Origin of the sequence: Hungatella effluvii (assembly GCF_003201875.1) — a bacterium.
Classification (GTDB): domain Bacteria; phylum Bacillota; class Clostridia; order Lachnospirales; family Lachnospiraceae; genus Hungatella; species Hungatella effluvii.
The window spans coordinates 548,333-565,918 of the sequence record NZ_QJKD01000002.1 but is presented as its reverse complement, the minus strand read 5'-3'; the positions used below and the strand labels follow the sequence as shown (position 1 = coordinate 565,918).

At 50.6% G+C, this 17,586-nt stretch carries 13 protein-coding genes; 1 reads left to right on the top strand and 12 read right to left on the bottom strand.

The window, feature by feature from the left end; genetic code table 11:
* Positions 1 to 35: 35 nt before the first annotated feature.
* Positions 36 to 1,214 carry a MalY/PatB family protein gene (locus DFR60_RS05700; protein ID WP_110322015.1) on the bottom strand — a complete coding sequence of 393 codons (1,179 nt, stop codon included), beginning with the start codon at positions 1,212 to 1,214 and terminating at the stop codon, positions 36 to 38.
* A 286-nt stretch (positions 1,215 to 1,500) separates the two neighbouring features.
* Between DFR60_RS05700 and DFR60_RS05695 the strand changes: the two genes are divergently transcribed.
* The gene (locus tag DFR60_RS05695) at positions 1,501 to 1,752 is read left to right on the top strand and encodes a hypothetical protein (RefSeq protein ID WP_110322014.1); all 252 of its coding nucleotides are present in this window, start codon (positions 1,501 to 1,503) and stop codon (positions 1,750 to 1,752) included.
* Between the two features lie 83 nt (positions 1,753 to 1,835).
* Here DFR60_RS05695 and DFR60_RS05690 read toward each other — a convergent pair whose 3' ends face one another.
* The 11 genes from DFR60_RS05690 to gtfA all read right to left on the bottom strand — a co-directional run bounded on the left by DFR60_RS05690 (position 1,836) and on the right by gtfA (position 17,577).
* A complete protein-coding gene (locus tag DFR60_RS05690) occupies positions 1,836 to 2,336 on the bottom strand; it encodes a MarR family winged helix-turn-helix transcriptional regulator (protein WP_110322013.1) in 501 nt (166 codons plus the stop codon).
* 346 nt (positions 2,337 to 2,682) lie between these two features.
* On the bottom strand, positions 2,683 to 3,192 hold the full coding sequence (locus DFR60_RS05685) for a hypothetical protein (RefSeq protein ID WP_110322012.1): 510 nt from the start codon (positions 3,190 to 3,192) through the stop codon (positions 2,683 to 2,685).
* A gap of 312 nt (positions 3,193 to 3,504) precedes the next feature.
* The gene (locus DFR60_RS05680) at positions 3,505 to 4,485 is read right to left on the bottom strand and encodes a DUF4340 domain-containing protein (RefSeq protein WP_110322011.1); all 981 of its coding nucleotides are present in this window, start codon (positions 4,483 to 4,485) and stop codon (positions 3,505 to 3,507) included.
* 61 nt (positions 4,486 to 4,546) lie between these two features.
* Positions 4,547 to 5,917, bottom strand: a complete 1,371-nt coding sequence (locus tag DFR60_RS05675; RefSeq protein ID WP_110322010.1) for a GldG family protein — start codon at positions 5,915 to 5,917, stop codon at positions 4,547 to 4,549.
* Positions 5,918 to 5,941: 24 nt separating this feature from the next.
* Positions 5,942 to 6,808, bottom strand: a complete 867-nt coding sequence (locus DFR60_RS05670) for an ABC transporter permease (RefSeq protein ID WP_110322009.1) — start codon at positions 6,806 to 6,808, stop codon at positions 5,942 to 5,944.
* A complete protein-coding gene (locus DFR60_RS05665; protein WP_110322008.1) occupies positions 6,809 to 7,822 on the bottom strand; it encodes an ABC transporter ATP-binding protein in 1,014 nt (337 codons plus the stop codon).
* A gap of 235 nt (positions 7,823 to 8,057) precedes the next feature.
* Positions 8,058 to 8,663: a D-sedoheptulose-7-phosphate isomerase gene (locus DFR60_RS05660; RefSeq protein ID WP_110322007.1), complete on the bottom strand. Its 606-nt coding sequence runs from the start codon at positions 8,661 to 8,663 to the stop codon at positions 8,058 to 8,060.
* Between the two features lie 3 nt (positions 8,664 to 8,666).
* Complete coding sequence (locus DFR60_RS05655; protein ID WP_110322006.1) at positions 8,667 to 11,096, bottom strand: alpha-mannosidase; 2,430 nt, start codon at positions 11,094 to 11,096, stop codon at positions 8,667 to 8,669.
* Complete coding sequence (locus tag DFR60_RS05650; RefSeq protein WP_243004981.1) at positions 11,083 to 13,539, bottom strand: alpha-mannosidase; 2,457 nt, start codon at positions 13,537 to 13,539, stop codon at positions 11,083 to 11,085. Before DFR60_RS05650 ends, DFR60_RS05655 begins: the two co-directional genes overlap by 14 nt.
* Before the next feature lie 17 nt (positions 13,540 to 13,556).
* Positions 13,557 to 16,139 (bottom strand): FAD-dependent oxidoreductase, encoded by a 2,583-nt coding sequence (locus DFR60_RS05645; protein WP_110322005.1) that lies wholly within the window; start codon positions 16,137 to 16,139, stop codon positions 13,557 to 13,559.
* On the bottom strand, positions 16,129 to 17,577 hold the full coding sequence (gtfA, locus tag DFR60_RS05640) for a sucrose phosphorylase (RefSeq protein WP_110322004.1): 1,449 nt from the start codon (positions 17,575 to 17,577) through the stop codon (positions 16,129 to 16,131). The genes DFR60_RS05645 and gtfA overlap by 11 nt, the downstream gene beginning before the upstream one ends.
* Positions 17,578 to 17,586: the final 9 nt, after the last annotated feature.

The following is a 17,586-nucleotide window of genomic DNA, read 5'->3' as shown; positions in this document are numbered from 1 at the left end:
ACTGATCGGACTTCCTCTTTTTCTGCTTCTCTGCCTTATAGCGTATCGAGTGCTGCTTTCATTCTATTCATGCACGCTTCCACTGTACTTCTCTGGGTCGCTGCGTTGATCCGCTCGAATCCATTGCCTTCAGGTCCGAAAATGTAGCCTTCGTCGAATACAATTCCGGCTTTCCGGACCATCAGCTCCTCCAGTTTCTCAGGATCGGAGCAGTATTCATTTAAATCGAGCCATACCAGGTAAGTTCCCTGGCAGTCCATTACCGCTGCCTTTGGCAGATTCTCCTTTACAAACGATTCTATGTAACGGATATTTCCATCGATATAGGCCCTGGCCTGATCCAGCCACTCCTCCCCTTCCGTATAAGCCGCGATGATGGCAGTCAGACCGAAAGGACTGCACATGCCAACGGATAAACGGTTAGAGACCACTTCGTTCCACTGCTTCTGATACTCCTTATTAGGAATAATAATATTGGAAAACTGCATTCCGGCCAGGTTAAAGGTTTTGCTGGGGGCTGTGCAGACGATGATTCTGTCACTGTAGTCCGGCGCAAGCTTTAATAACGGCGTATGGGTAACTCCGATTCTCGTTAAGTCCGCGTGAATTTCATCTGAAATAATCCATTTATCATACTTCTTTGCAATATCGACAATCTTCCTTAATTCATCCTCTCTCCACACACGTCCAACCGGGTTATGAGGACTGCACAGAATCATTCCCTTCGTATTCTCATCTGCGAATTTTCTATCCAGATCATCGAAATCCATCTCATAGGTGCTGCCTTTTCTAACCAGAGGACTATTGATCACTTTCCTGCCGTTGGCTTCCACTTTTCCCGTAAATGGGTGGTAAACCGGCCTCTGAATAATGACCCCATCCCCTTCTTTTGTCAGGAACTGAATCAAAAATGCCAGCGCAGGAACGACGCCCGGACTGAAGAATATATCATCTTTGTCAATCTCCCAGCCGAACCGCTTCCGGTACCATCCGGTTACGGCCTCTTTGCAGACTTCATTTTCATAAACCGTGTAACCGAAAATCCTCTGGTCTATCCGCTCATGAAGAGCACGGATAATGGGCTCTGCACAAGGCAGGTCCATATCCGCGATGGATACCGGAATGGCGTTTTTCCCGGCTTCCTCCGGTATGGTATCGAATTTGCAGCAGTGTGTGCCTCTTCTTTCTACCAGTGTGTCAAAATCATACTTCATATTGCAGCCTCCTGTCATCTGTTGTTATTTACTCACTTATTACTCCGATACTTTTTTTAATCACCTTCATATAAGCCAATTAATATTTAATCTGCTTAACCGTTTGTTCTACCATCAGATTAATACATCTCCCGCTGTTTGTCAACAGGAATCTATCTGTGTTTGAATCTAAATCTTTCAGTGCTTGAATCTGCTGGTAAGGCATGGTATGATACATGTAATTCAGTGCATGAACCATTCATTTGAAGCCTTCGAACCGTCACCAGAGAATGGAGGACATACCGATATGATTACCATATTTAACCGAAAAGAACTGGCTATTACCTATTCCATAAATGAGCAGGCACGGATCCGCGATATCTTAACCGCAGAAGGAATTGATTATATCATCGATACCAAGGGAACCGTCATGCGCAATATGGGAGCGCGCGGGCCCGCCATACAGCAGTTTGGCGAGAATATCACTGCCGGAACCGAATACAGAATCTATGTTCTAAAAAAGGACTATGATAAAGCATCGCACTTAATCCATACGTAACAGAGTCAAAAGGGCCGCTGCGAAAGTAAATATTCTTTCGCTGCGGCCCCGGTACTACAGCATTGTGCAATACTGCGCTGGATCTAATCGGCCCCGCCGTTTCCCGACAGCTGCCGGCTTTCCTCCACATCCAGCTTAAACGCCCGGTTCAGTTGATTCTGGATTCTGATATACGTCCTCATCTCTTCTTCAGAGATCTCATCCAGCATATGATACGTCCTTTCATAGCAGGCATTTTCAAAATCTTCGTGCTTTTTATAGATAACTTTCCCCTCATCTGTCAGATAAAGATTATACTCCCGGTTATTCTTTTCGTTCCGCTCCTGCCTGATCCATTCCTTTTTCTTAAGCTTGCGGATCAGCTGGGAACAGGCGCTGTTAGTCTTATTAAACTCCCTGGACAGTTCCGAGGCCGTAATTCCCGGCTGGTCCCCTACAGCCTTGATAATCTGAGACTCCGCCTGGTAGAGGACGGTTCCGTGATAATCATGGAGCAGAGAATCGTATTCATCAATCGCGTCGACGCCTTCATCCATTGTTTTTAACAGTTCACAAAATAATTCATATCGTTTATCTACGCCCATAGCCCCACTCTCTTCCCTGTTGGTTCCTTTATTGTAAGTGGAAAGACCTGTGTTTGTCAATATGGCCTTGCCTGTGTTTCTACCTTTACGTATTCCGTCGTTACAGTTCACTCCCCACCAGGAGCACCGCAGTCCGGTTCGACCGGGCAGGCTTGCTCAGTCTTTCCTGTTCCGGTTTCGGGCATAAGAAGTTCTAAACGTGCAGAATTTTTCTAAAAACCAGGGGAAATTTTGCGCGCTAAGAACTTCTAATACCCTGCAAAGTCACAGGAAAGACTGAGCAAGCCTGCCCGGCCAAACCGGACTGCGGTGCCCCTGGTGGGGAGTGAACTGTAACATTCCGTCCTCACGGAAGGCCCTGTTCATCCGATACAAACGGTACTGCGATCCCGGCCAGCCGTTCAAACAGCTCCCGGCCCTTTTCTCCGCCTAATCCATAACCGATATGAACCTGCTTCATCCACTTATCCCCCTGCCGGTACTTCATAATCGTTCCATCTGAATAAAAGAGATACGTATCGTAATCAAATTCCGTATAATACACGGTAACACTCAGTTCTTTCGTCGCCTCTGCAAACTCGTTCCGGGGCTTATAAACGCAGGGCCGGTATTGATACGCTCCCAGTATGTCTATGCAGGGCTGAAGCCTGCTTCCCTCCGCCAGGTATCCCGGTGTCTTCCCGGGATTTGGATTCTGAACGTTTTCCGTATAGGCGAAATGGATTCCATAGATTTCAGTCCCCCTTCGAAGAAAGGGCTGAGGAAATGTGGCCGCTATATAGGTCAGAATGACAAGTACTGTACAGAATATAAGGAGAACCTGTTTCTGGGACAGTTTCCGCTTCTGTTTTATCATCTTCATTCACCTCCATCTGCCAAAAACGATTATCCTTTTCTATCTTTATCATACTACATTTGCAGACTGCGGAAAGAAATTATTTACTAAGTTATTCTTACGATATTCCGAGAGGAAGGGGAGAACAGGAAAGAGTCCGGCAAGCCGGACTCTCGCGCCGGAGCGCGGTCGCTTCAGCGGCCATATTTCTTTAGCGCGGAGTGCGCATCCCCGGAGGTTTTTTATTTCATAGGACAAACCTTCCTGTGAAATAAAAAAGCGCTGATGCACAGTGGTGATCAACTGGTGTCAGCGTTTTTTCATTATCCTTTTTTATTCCTCATTCCCGGTATCAACCGTCATACATTTATCCAGAGTCGTTTTATCGATTTCGTTTACATATTTGGAGTCCTCTGTCCTCGTATAGTAGGTGGTTCCATCCTCACCTGTATTTCCTACCGCCATCGTAAATGTCTTCTCTTCTCCGTCCTTCTCATACGTATAGCTCAGCACCGCCTGCGGATGATCCAGCCCGTAGCCTGCCAGTTCTTCGTCCGTAACCTTGTAATTCGCGCAGCTCTTAACCACAAGGCCGCTCAGCGAATCTGCCAGCACATTGAGCGCCGCGTTGCTCGGCAGTTTGTTGTCTTCCGTATCGTCCGAACCGCGGTACCAGGCAATGGTTCCGTCCTTATCCAGTGTCTTCTTCACATAATGTTCGCTGACTCCGTTTTTCTCTATTGTGATCGTCTGGATATCCGTCCCCAGGACAGCCGGAAACGCTTCCAGAGCCATCATATCCTCCAGTCCGTAAGCCGTCTCATCGAACAGGGAGGAGCTGATGAGATAAGGCACATTCTGCCCGTCGATAACGGCATAATAGTTTCCGTCGTCCGTCTTATCACCGATAAGAATGGTGGTCGTATCCCCTTCATCCGCCGATACGGTCACCCGCCGCACCGGTGTATCCAGGCCGTATGCGGTCAGATCGTCCCCGCCCTCCAGTTTTCTCACTGCTGGAAGCTTCTTTACCGTTCCTGCCAGTGAATCCATACGGGTAGTATTTACCGGAAACTGGTCGTCGCCGTCATACGTCCAGGAATCGCCAGCCTTTGTAAATGCCAGCACATTTCCGTCATTATCGTAGGAAACAGCCTTTATTTCAGAGAAATCGGTCATATATATTTTTTCGTTTTCCGCCTGCTGCTGTTCCTTTTCCTTTATATGAGCCTGATACGCCCCGACACCGGCATAGATAACGCCCAGCGCCGCGACCACCAGACAGCCTGTAAGCAGTCCGTAATTCTTCTTCATTGCCACGCCTCCATTTTTATTTCCGAGAGTGCTTTTTGCCGCACGGCTAAATAATTACTTTCTATAAACGTCTCCGCTTCAGCCATACCATAAGTCCCGCCGCCACGGTTATCACCGGAATGACGAGAATAAAGACGATTCCCCACATGCCGCCATGAGTCACAGTGTTATATGTCACCTCAAGGCTCTTGGACGGTATGGAAACGTTGGTCACATCTTCAAAATTGGCCGTTACCGCGTTCATAAAAAGGTCCAGATTCGTAAGATTCGTAAAGGTACTGTTTAATCCGTCATCGATCAGAGAAGGCGTACCGAATACCGTCAGTCTCGCAGTGCCGGAATCCAGTGTTTTCACCGCCGTTGCCCCGAGAATGTATGTGCCCGCTGTCTGCCCGTTTTCCGTGACAAGCATGCCGCCATCCGTTGTCTCCATAAACGGCTCTACCGTAACCTCATCGGGAAGCGTTTCCAGCTGGCTAAATGCAGCGGACTGAAGGATCAGAGCAGTGCTCTTTCTGTCAACTCCCGTCGTAATCTCACTGCCGGATACGAGAGTCGGGAAAATGTAATAGGGATTATTCTGGTAGCAGCTCTTCGTATCGGCCGCCAGGCCATTTTCCATATTTAGACCGTAGGCAGTCATAACGGCATTCAGATTGGGGCGGTCCTTATCGGAATATCCGGCAATTAAAAGTACATTTCCGCCTCCATCCATGTAGTCTGTCACCATGGTTTTCTCATCGTCAGCAAGATCACTTGCCGGTGCATTTATCATGAGAAGCTCGCAGTCCTCCGGAATCCCGCCTCCAGTCAGCAAGTTGATGGTATTTACCGTAAGGCCTGACTTTTCCAGCATATCGGAAGTAAGCGTCCCTAACGCCGTCTCCCCATGGCCTTCCGTCACATAGATATTTTTCTGCACGTCATTTGTTACATAGGAGACAGCGCTGGTAAGCTGGCCCTCTCCGTCGAACTCCGTCTCCTTTGCCTGACCGTAATAATAGTAAGACATCTGGTCATATTTAATGATATCGCTCATCTGGATCGTTTCCGTTTTTCCATTGTCCTCACACATCACCAGAATCGTATTGTTCTCTGCGTTCAGCTGCTTTACCTGATCCGGGTGCAGGACGGAATCCACGTTCTCTACCTTAATATGATCCGAAAGATCCGCATACCGGTTAACAAAGCTCGTAATCCTGTCATCCACCGCCGATGGATCTGCCACCACGTAAATCGTTACGTCCTTATCGAGGGATGCGAGAAGCTCCTTCGTCGTATCTCCCACTGTATAAATCTGTGTACCGCTCAAATCCCACTGGCGTACCTTTTCAGGAAGACGGCCTACGATCATATTTAACAGCACGACAGCCGCGATTACGATCACAGAAAGGATCGCCGCGTAGCCGCCCTTTTTTAGTTTTCTTGTCATTTCCAGCCTCCTAGTTTTGAGTAATTAGCTCCATCTGCGTTTTTCCACGGACTGCACGGTCAGAAATACCAGCAGAAAAATAATGCTCGCATAGTAAATGAGACCACCCGCATCAAAAATATAGTTGTTGGCAAAATTCTGAAACACATCCGTAACCGCAATCTTCTCTACAAGATTTACGAGAGCGCGGTCAAACATGCTCTTTTTGGCAACATACGCTCCCACCAGGGCGACAATTCCCGCCGCCTCCAGCACAAACGCCAGAAGGTTATGGCTCGTTACCCGATGAAGGATCACCACGCAAAGTGTCCAGAGAAGCAGGAAACCCACCAGCGAACCGGAAGCCGAGGTTGGAAGGAAGTTCACGAGGCTGGGCCATAAAAGCAGCAGCAAAATAACTCCGAAGGTTCCCACCGCCGCGATAATCTGACTCTCTGTGGTGGACGATATAAACATTCCAATAGCAATGTAAACACAGCCCAGAAGGAAAAACGCCAGGATTGACGCGTAATCCGTCTTTAAGTATGCCGTTCCGTTCATCTTTATTATGAGCGGGCAAAGGCAGGAAATGAGGACCGGTACCGCAAAAACGGTAACCATGGACAGATATTTGGCCAGGACCATTTTCGGTACGGAGACCGGTGCTGTGAGAAGCAGCTGGTCCGTCTTCGTCTTCCTGTCATCTGCAAAGCTTCTCATGGTCAGAACCGGAATGCCGATCATCACGATCGTTACCATGCCGGACAATGTATAGGAAAAATACGGATAACCGCTCATCAGATTGTAAGCCATGAAGTAAATTCCGACAAACAGAACCAGAAACGCGATGAATACATATCCGGTCATGCATTGGAAATACGATTTCACTTCCCTTTTATAAATCGCCGCCATTTATACTTCCTCCTTTTCCGTCTCCGCCGTGAAGTCTTCGTCCGAAGCATTGTCCGCAGTCAGTTCCAGGAATACTTCTTCCAGAGATGCCTTTGAAGTATGCATGGATAAAATCGGGATCTTCCGATCTGCAAATGCAAAGAAAATAGTCTCTCTGATGTCCGTCTGCGGAATGATATCGATGTCTTCCAGGCAATTCTCTCCTATCAGCTGGAAGGTCACTTTCCTCACACCTTCCTCGCCGCTCTCGCTCACCGCGATTTCTTCTGCTCCGTCAATCGGTTCGAGAATCTCCCGGATCTCTTCTTCCTCTCCCTTGACGAGCAGTTCCATGCCGGAGGCCCCGGCCATCTGACGCTCCAAATTCTCCGGCGTGTCGCTGGCAATCAGCTTTCCGCGGTCAATGATCAGGATGTGGTCGCAGACCGCGCTGACCTCGGAAAGGATGTGGGAGCTTAATATCACTGTGTGTTTTTCTCCCAGTTCCCGGATCATATCCCGGATCTCGATGATCTGTTTTGGATCGAGGCCTACCGTCGGCTCATCTAAAATAATCACAGGAGGCATACCGAGCACCGCCTGGGCCAGCCCGACACGCTGCCTGTAGCCTTTTGACAGATTTCGGATCAGCCTTCCCTGCACGTCTTCCAGCTTCGCCAGCTCCACCACCTCGCCGATGGCACTTTTCCGTTCCTTCTTCGGTATCCGTTTTAATTCCGCTGCAAATTCCAACTGTTCCATAACCGTCATATCGACATAAAGAGGAGGAAGCTCCGGCAGATAGCCGATACATTTCTTCGCTTCCTCAGGTTCTTCCAGTATGTTGTGTCCGTTAATCAGGACATCTCCCTCCGTAGCACCGATATAACCGGTCATGATGTTCATGGTAGTCGATTTTCCGGCGCCGTTAGGTCCTAAAAAGCCGTAAATCTGACCGTCTTCGATGGTAAAGTTCAGATGATCCACTGCCAGATGGCCGCCGTAATCTTTTACGAGATTCTTTACTTCTATCAACTCGTTCTCCTCCTGATTTCTATATTTACGCGGGCGCAGGAAATGGCCGCTGACATCTGGCCTCACCACACGCCTCGCATATTCGGTGTTAATACATAGGGTAAAAAATAAATGTGTTGATTCTGTGTTCATATTTTGATGTTTCTGTGATAAAAGTGTGAACCAAAAAAGCAGAGGCGGCTGAAACGCATCTGCGTTCCAGTCCTCCTCTGCTTGCCGTCCAGCACCACGTCTGTCACGGAAAAAAATGTTCTTCCAGCATCGCACACAGCGTATGATAGACAGGAAGATGCAGTTCCTGAATGTCGGCTGTCATCAGTGCTGGAACCGCAAGACATACGTGACTGATTTCCTTTAAGAGGCCCCCGGCACCTCCGGTCAGAGATATGACAGAAAGGTCCTTTGCTTTTGCCACTCTGGCGGCATTTACCACATTTATGGAATTGCCGGAAGTACTGATCGCCATCAGCACATCACCGCGCCTTCCGTAGCCGTACACCTGCTGGGCAAATACCATTTCCGGGTCTACGTCATTTGAAAAGGCGGTGGACAGGGCGCTGTGCCCTGTCAGCGAGACCGCAGGGAGCGCGCCCTGCAGACGGTTTCCCAGATCTCCCAGCCCATCCTTTTCTGCGTCACTCAGCGGGCGCTTTTTATAGAATCCTTTCATCAGTTCCCCCACAATGTGGTCGGAATCTGCCGCGCTGCCTCCATTTCCACAGACCAGCAGTTTTCCACCCTGTGAATAAGCGGTTTCCAGCAGGCCATAAGCACGTTCTATCTCCTCTTTCATGCCGCATAAAGCGGGATACCGCTCCAGAAGCCGTTTTAAATGATCCATCCTCTATTCCTCCAGCATGTTAGTCCAGACAGCCTCTCCGTCTTTTTGGCCCGGCAGCCGCAGAGTCTTAATTTCAAATGGCTGGAAATCCGCCTCTATGGTCTGTCCCAATACACCGATTATGATTTCTGCCTTCACCGCCCGGCCAGCCGTCTCATAAGCCCGGAGGATCAAATCCCCGCTGCCGTCTTCCGCTTTTTTCAGAACTTCCACAATGATATTTTTCTGATTGACCTCCAGCAGGGAACCGCTCTGCTCCAGACTACCCTCATGATACGTCTCGAACAGGACTGCCGGCCGGCAGTTCAACATTTTCGCCCGCCTCACGGTCGCCGCGTTTTCCCAGCTTCCGTCATGGGGATAGAGACCGTACGTAAACGTCTGCGTTCCCTGATCGACATAAACATATTCCAGGTTTTCCTGCAGCTGGTATGGCTCATGGTGGGTGTAGACCGGACTCCGAAGCACGGTGAGCGCCGCCGTCTTTCCCGCCACGCTGCCTGCAAATTTTCCGTCATTCAAGATGGACAGCCCATTCATGGAAGTCTCCATGCCAGGGTTCGTTCCCTCCAGATCCATCCACATCTGCATCGGGTACTCTTCACCGTCCGGCTCTCTCTGTTCCACTCCATATGGAATCTCCCAGCTGGTCCGCAAATAGTTCATATTCATGGGGAACTGAAGCTTTAGCATGGCCAGTTTTTCATGCCAGTCTACCGTAGTCTTAACCGTAATATAATCCAGATCCTGAAAAACAGAGAAGTCCTGAATCATTCTGGAGTCGCCGTAAACGCTGGTTACACGGAATACGCACTTAACGGGACCACTCTCGATCAGGCGCACAGAAACGGCTTTAAACCGGCCGATTTCATCATCAAAAATCCGCACTGCATGAGACCAGGTATCGCTCTCATCCCTGATCACAACCGGGACTGCCGCCGGACCGGAGAAATACTCCGTACTGTCGCTCTTTTTCAACAGTGAGGTAATATATCCTGTTTCCGGGTCAAGGGTGAGCTTAAACCACTTATTTTCTGCACTGCACTCCGATACAGTCACCTCCGGAAATGTCTCCGCCTTCTCCCTGACTGCAAACCGGTACGTCCTCCAGCCCAGGGAAGGAAGATCCGCCACAAAGCAGATACGGCATCTGCCCTGCAAAGATGCGCCAGACTGCACCAGCTGATAGGGAATCTGGTTCCCTTTCTCGTCCAGCAGCACCGTGCCCTCCTGGAACGTCCAGGACTCTGCCTGTACCTCGGCCTTCGCCTCAAACGCATTCGGATTGACCACAACGAGAGGCTTCATCCCCTCTTCCATCGGAATATTTATCTGCCAGGACAAGGACTGAACGGCACTGTTTAAACCTCTTCCCGCAATGTGAAGCGCATAGCCGTAATCCTCTGCGGCATCCTCGTACGACTCCCGCAGGCTGGTCCCCGCCAGAATATCATGGAACTGGTTGAACAGCACGCTCTTCCAGGCTTTCCGATACTCCTCTGCCGGATATTTTCCGCCGGCAAGGAGCCCTGCCATCACGGAAACACGCTCCGCCATAAGCAGGCGCATCTCCGCCTCCCGGTTTAACGCCTTGACTCTCGATTCTGCGCTGTAGCAGCCGCTGGAATGATGGAACAGTCCTCCGCAGACCACAGGCAGATCTCTCCCGCTCTTTTTCACGTCCTCAAAATATTCATTGGGAGAAGACAGCTTAAGCTCGGGCATATCGGGTCTGGCATCCATCTGGTGAATACTGTCGATATTTCTCTTTGTGGGACCGCCCCCATGATTGCCGACGCCGTAAAAGCACATGATACCGCCGCCGGAATTCTTAATCTCACCGGCGCACCGTCTGACATGTTCTTCGATCTGGTCGGGCCAGGTGCAGTATTCAAAGGGAAGCCGAAACGCATGCACCGATGAACCATCGGCGGACTTCCAGACAAAGGTTTCCCCTGCAATCCCCTTTTCGTGGCGGCCAGGGCGCATGAATACATAACTGTCCATGCCGCATTTCTTAAGGATCTGCGGAAGGTTACCGTTATGGCCGAAGCTGTCGACATTATAACCGCAGACGGACTTTACACCAAATTTTTCCTCAAAATACCTCTGGCCATAAAGCCCCTGTCTCACAAAGGATTCCCCGCAGGGAGCGTTGCAGTCCGGCTCAGTCCACCAGCCGCCCACGATCACCCATCTGCCCTCCTTCACCCGCATGCATATCTCCTCAAACATGGCGGGATCATTTTCTTCTACCCACTCATAATAAGCGGCAGAACTGCCGGTAAAGATAAAGTCGTCGTATTCCTTCATCCGGTCCAGTACGGATTTAAAAGTTGCCTTCACCTCCTGCAGCCCCTCCTGCCACCGCCAGAGCCAGACAACATCAATATGAGCATTTCCTATCATGTATAATTTTTTATCTTTCTCCATTCCGTTCCCTTTCCTCTTCCCATTCCAGTAAATTCACTGCTTTTATGCTTCTGCCTTCCCGGTCCGTTTTGATGGTCTGTATCTCATAATGCCCGATTGCCAGGGGATACGCATTTCCCATAAGGAACAGGTGATAGTCTGTATCTTCTCCCTCCAGCTCCAGCAGTCGTATAATGAAGCCATCATCATCCTCCGCCTTCTTTACAACCTGCACCACCACATTATCCCGGTCAGTTCCCACAAAAGAGGAGACAACGGAATTACGGCTGTTTTTTGTCAGCGGCATGTGAGCGCTGTCCATGAGATACTCATAAGAACCGTTTGCTTTCTCTGCAATACGGTACAGCTCAGATGCAGGAAGCCGCTCCCCGTGAGGCCTTAACAGTAAGTGATACGTCTGTGTTCCGATATCCATATATTCATAGCTCTCAATTTCGTTCTCCCAGTCAGGACTGCTGCCCTGAGCGTAAATGGCACTCCGGGCCACGGTTATCTGTGTTCTGCCCTCTGTCAGATTAAATGCATATTTTCCGTCATTGGCGACAGCGAGTCCACGGCCTCTTTTGTCCGCCACATCGAGAAAACGCTGCATACTGTATTCCCCGTCATCCGCCTCATGCACTCTCTCCACAATTCCATACGCGGTCTCCGCTCTGGTTGCGATGCAGTCTTCCCCAGTCGGATAGGCAGCCTTTAAGAGTGCGCACGGCTGCGTAAAGCACAGCCGGTTCTCTACCCGGAGCTCCCGGTCACCGGCTCCCAGAGTATAGAGCTGCTCCAGCCTCGTCCCCTCATAAGTAAGCCTGACCCGGATGGTCTCCCGGATCTTTCCGCTCTCCACCTTGTCGATGGATTCCAGCCGGAATGATACGTTTCTGTCCTCGTAACGCCTGCCCTGCAGACCGCCCCACGCGTCCCGCTCGTCCACATACAGCCGGACCGAAGCCGGGCCTATTAAGGCGTCGTATCCTGTAGTTCTATCCATCAGTACACACAGCATTCCCGTTTCCTTATCAAATTCGGCCCGCAGAAACTGGTTTTCCAGCGTATAGGGATCCGGATTATCAATTTCCATCTTCTGATTAAACCCAAGAGAAGGAGCCTCTTTAGAAAGCCGGTATACGGCATAACCGCAGGAGGGAACCGACGCGTAAAAGACGATGCGGCGTCTGCCTCCCAGCACCGTGTGGCGGACTTTGGCCGCAGTATGAATTCTCTGATACGGAACCTCTTTACCGAAAGGATCTGACACCTTAAGAGGACTCTGGCAAAACCATTCCAGTTCCACCTCCACGCAGTCGGAAAAGTCCTTGCCATGAGAATTGAACAGGAACAGCGGATATCCCTCGCCTCTGGTATCCAGACTGTTTACGATTCTCTGCTTCGCCGTCTCTCTGATGAAAGCGGCTTTTGCGCATACCGCCGACAGCTGCATCACCGCTTCCTCCCGGGCCGGCTTAATGGTGGTGCCGCCCATGGTATCATGAAACTCATTAAAATGCAGCGTGTTCCACAGCTCCTCTATCTTTGTAGTTTCTTCTGACCACTCTCCTGTCTGCGCAGCCGCCATGGCCAGATAGGTGTCGGCCGCTATGAGCCGGCCCTCCGCAAGGCGGTTCAGACGCTTAAATTCCGAATCATTGGAATAGCAGCCCTCATTTATTCGTTCAAACGGCCCCTTTCTCACGGGCAGTTCCCAGTCCCTGATATCTTTCAGATACTCCCCAAAGGAAGAAAAATGCAGATCCGCTCCGTCAAAGTCTTCCATCTGTTCACGGATCGTCTCGATATTCTCGATCGTCGGTCCTCCCCCATGATTTCCCACTCCATAGCAGCAGACCATTCTGTCGTATCCCTTAGTTCGTTCCAGCGTATCGCCTATATTTTTCAGGGTAGGCTCTCTGAACCAGGTCGTGTACTCCGCTGGGAGACATATTGCATTCACACTGCTTCCATCCGGACTTTCCCACCGAAAAACCGGGGTATTCAGCCTGGGACGCATGAACACATAGGAATCCATGCCGCTTTTCTTCAATATCTGCGGAAGGTTTCCGCTGTGGCCAAAACTGTCTACATTGGAGCCAATCCGGCAGATTTCCCCGAAACGGTCTTTTAAATAGCGCTGGCCGTACAGGCCGTGGCGGGCAAACGCTTCTCCGCAGGGCAGAAGACAGTCCGGCTCGATAAACCAGCCTCCGGTTATCTCCCACCTGCCCTCGTAAACCCGCTGCCTGATCTCCTCCAATAAATCGGGCAGCAGCTTTTCAATCCACTGAAAGAACGCTGTGGACGTGGTTGTAAACCTGTAGTCCTCAAATTCCCGCATTCTGTCCAGGGCGGACTGAAAAGTGGCCTTTACCTCCTGCATTCCCTCCTCCCATTCCCAGAACCACACCGGATCAATATGGGAATTTCCTATCATATAGAGCTGTTTTTTCTCCATCACGCCTCCGTATACACTCACCATGTTTTTTCTGTTCTGTCAAAAATCCCTTCTTTTACGGCTTTCCGCCCCATCTCCGCAGATTTGCGGATTGCCAGACAGCGAACCGTACTCAACCGCTCCAGACCTTTTATCCCCTCTTCCGCTCCCAGCCCGGCTAACGCCCGGTAAAGCAGGAGCAGCAGTGTCTGAAGGCGTTCCGCCAGCAGCGATACCTGATTTTCTTCCCGCAGCGCCTCTTTAAATTCAGGCAGTTCCGCCAGTTTCCTCAGCAGAGGGATGAATTCCGCACGGCCGCTTCTCTCGGCCGCATAGGCAAAGCATTCCAGATAGGAATACGTCCCTTTTCTGATATCCATGTAATTCCGCTCTTCCGTTTTCAGCGCTTCAAACACCAGGTAAAATGGTTCCATGGAAAATCCAGTCCCCCATGACAGCAGATTTAAGTCATACACGAGCTCCGGCATCACCCCATGATCCGGCAGAAGCTGCGCACACATCACAGATCCTTCTCTCACCGGCAGACAGGGTGCTGTCTCCTTTATCTTTCTCATAACAGTCTGCTGAATCTCTTCCATATCATCCACGCAGCCATGAAACAGAGCCATCCGTTTCAGAGCCGCCAGTGTTCCACGGTTCCGCCCGTTTTCCTCTTCCTCCAGTTCCCGTATCCTCTTCCGGATACAGGGCAGCACCCTCTCACTCTCACCGCACGCAAGAGCCAGGATAGGACTTATCTCCTTCTCTTCATACGTAAATGGAACATCAATCCAGTGTGTGCGGCTGTCTCCAGTTACCTGTTCCGCATAAAATGCAAAGTCAGGATTGTCTCCGCCGTCATATGGATACCGGAGCTTCCCGGGAAGAGTCAGCTTGTCTCCCGTCGCCTCCCTGATCCATTCTCTCCTCTGCAGAGTGGGGAGTTCTTCAATCAGACAGCCTTCATATACCGCCCTGGCCGCAAGCAGCCCCAATACCGCCCCCTGATGCATCAGGTCCGGCTGCATACGCAGTCCGGGAAAAGCGTTGTGAGTAGCGGAGACTGCCTTTCCCGCCACATACAATCCCTTCAGTGCATACCCCTCCAGATGTATCGGGATCAGCGCCCTTAAGGGAAGCTGCATTTTCACCTGAGGCGGAAGGTAGCCGCAGTATACCATATCCGCATCCAGCTTTCCTTTTGGATCATAGTTGGAAAAGAAAGTGCAGATACCGTCTTCATATGTCCGAAACATGCATAAATCCCGCAGATCGATCACTTTTTCCCCTATGATATGGCGGCTCTCACGCATGCTCACGTAGGCCCCATGGTCAAACGTCCCTTCCCCTCTCTGCCTTCCAAGAACGGTAAACCGGGTCATGTCCTCCGGGTCAGCTGCCATCACCATAGACGAAAAATTATTCCGGTATCCGTCAGTTCCCGTGTATTGGGCCAGAGAAGCCCAGTAGGTAAAACAGTCTCGGCCGGAGCCGTAGACCGTCCTCGCTCCGGCATAATACGCCAGATCCCCGTCACCGGTTGCATCGATGACCAGTGAACCACACAGAGTCTGTTTTCCCTCATGCCCCGCGGTTTTTACGCCGCATACGCGCGGCCCCTCTTTCACCACATCATAGGCAATCTGCCCGAATACCACGGCCACACCAGCGTCAAGACACAGCTTTAGCAGCACGTATCCCCTGACTCCCGCATGAAAATCGTCATGCTCACTCCACAGCCCTGGTCTTCTCCTGATTCCAAGCTTACGCTCGATCCGGTCCGTCTCCCGATCAATCTCTTCCACATCTCTGTAACGGTTTCCAAACCAGTAGGTACTGACGCCTCCTAATGTGGAGGTTCCTCCCAGGTCGTACTGCGGTTCGATCAGAACAGTCTCTGCACCGCCCCGGGCGGCATACAGGGCCGCCATGGCTCCGGCAGTGCCCCCTCCTGCTACGATCACGTCAAAATGTGTCTTCGTCAGCTTTGTACCGGCCAGGAAGCCGTCTCCCCCCCGCAATGCAAACCGCCCCAGATTGAGCGCCGGATTTTCCGCCTTTGAACGTCCAAAGGCCAGGAGCAGTTCTCTTCGTCCGGCGAGCAGATTCTCTGCTTCCGTTTTCGCCGGATTCCAGGGAAACGGCGCCTTCAGGATTCTGTTTTCACCGGCATTCTCATCGGTTATCCAGGCGGCATAAGCGGTCTTTTCCGAATTCTTCTCCGGTCCATAGGCCTCATGATATTGGCATCGGACTCCATACAGCCCTCCCTTGGAGGCAAATCTTACCTCGATACCGCCCATTTCCGCAGGGACCGCATCCACAAAATATAATCCGTATAAGAAGGCCGCTCCCTGTTCGCGGCATAACTGCTCCAGATACTTTTTATATCCATCCGGATGCAGATAACCGTTCTCCCACAGCGAATCCGGGAAAAATGCCCTCCATTCCGCCCTGCTTTCACAGTTTAAAAAACTGCCTGTATCTGCGGCCAGAAACGTCTCCTCCACCGCCAGCAGAACTGCTTTTCCCTGTTGCGCCAGACATACAGACCGTTTTACCGCCTCCAGCGTATTGCCGGTTATCAGGTAGGTGGTCTCTCTCCACCGATTAGCAGACATTTAGATCCAGTTTCTTCTCCACGCCCTCGTGGTCCAGATAGGTGATCACAAAGGAATGGTCCTTAAGGTTCGCCTTTAAGTCCGCCCGATACTGACCCTCCCTCCAGGAAATCCACAGACACTCGTCCGGTGCATCGTGAACAGTCATCTCTCCGTCAAACACGGGATATTCATTTCGGAACCGCATCATGACACACAGATTCTTTACGACCGGCTTCTCCGCCAGCCGGTCAATCTCTTCTAATGTATAGTTATGTCTGCTGATGTTCCGGTCATAGTTAGTGCGCTCCATCAGCTCATAATCATTTTCCCCTGCCAGAAGCCCCATATAGTAAACCTGAGGAATCCCCGGTGTAAAAAACTGAATCGCGCGGGACAAAAGGTAGCTGTCATCCCGCTCCCCCACCGCTGAATAGTAGGAGCAGTTAATCTGATACACCACCTTTTCGCCGCTATTTCCGCTGCTGTAATCCCATTTAAAATTAGCCCCATACTGTTCAGTCTGACGGACCACGGCCTGAAGCTCCTCCGCGGAGAGTAAATCCACGACATCCACGGTTCCCAGCCCGTCATGGGTATCCAGCGTCGTCTGCTGATTTCTGGGACAGATGGAAAGCCAGTGCCTGAGTCTGGCGCTGCTGCCTGAAAAGAGAGTATGGAGCACCATGACCGGCAGGACAAAATCGTAAACTGCATAACCGTGTTCTGCAATTTTAAGCTGCACGGTATAATGGTCATGAATCTCCGGCAGCATGGGGATCCCCTTCTCATCCAGCACACGCTGAATCCGATCCATCATCTCCCATATCTCAGGCTCCAGGAAAAAGCAGGTGGTTCCCACCTTTTTCGTGGCAAAGGCAAATGCGTCCAGCCGCAGCTGGGAAAGCCCCTGGTCCATCAGAAAACGCAGCGTGCTTTCCACATAATTCCAGGCCGCTTCGTTTTGCAGATCCAGATCCATCTGTTCATCATCAAAGGTACACCAGATCTTTTCCGTGGTCCCGTCCCGAAATGTAATTTCTTCACAGGGTGCGCATGGCTTCCGTTTATTGAGTAAGTCCACTTCTGCCTCCGTCGGCTCCCCGCCCGGCCAGAACTTACAGAAACGCAGAAACATATCCGCGTATTCTGATTCGTCATGTTTTTCAATAAAATCAAGAAATTCCGGACTTCTCCTGGACAGATGGTTGATCATGAAGTCAAACATCAATTCGTAATCACCGGCGATATCCTTTATGTCATCCCAGGTACCAAAGGCTTCATCCACCTCCCGGTAATTGATCGGTGCGAATCCCCGGTCTCCGGAGGACGGGAAGAAGGGCAGAATATGAATGGAATGAATCTCCCTTTTGAAATACCGGTCTATCACTCCCTTCATCTCTTTTAAGTTCTTACCAAAGCTGTCGGCGTATGTAATCAGCATAATTTTATTTTTCATCGTATCATT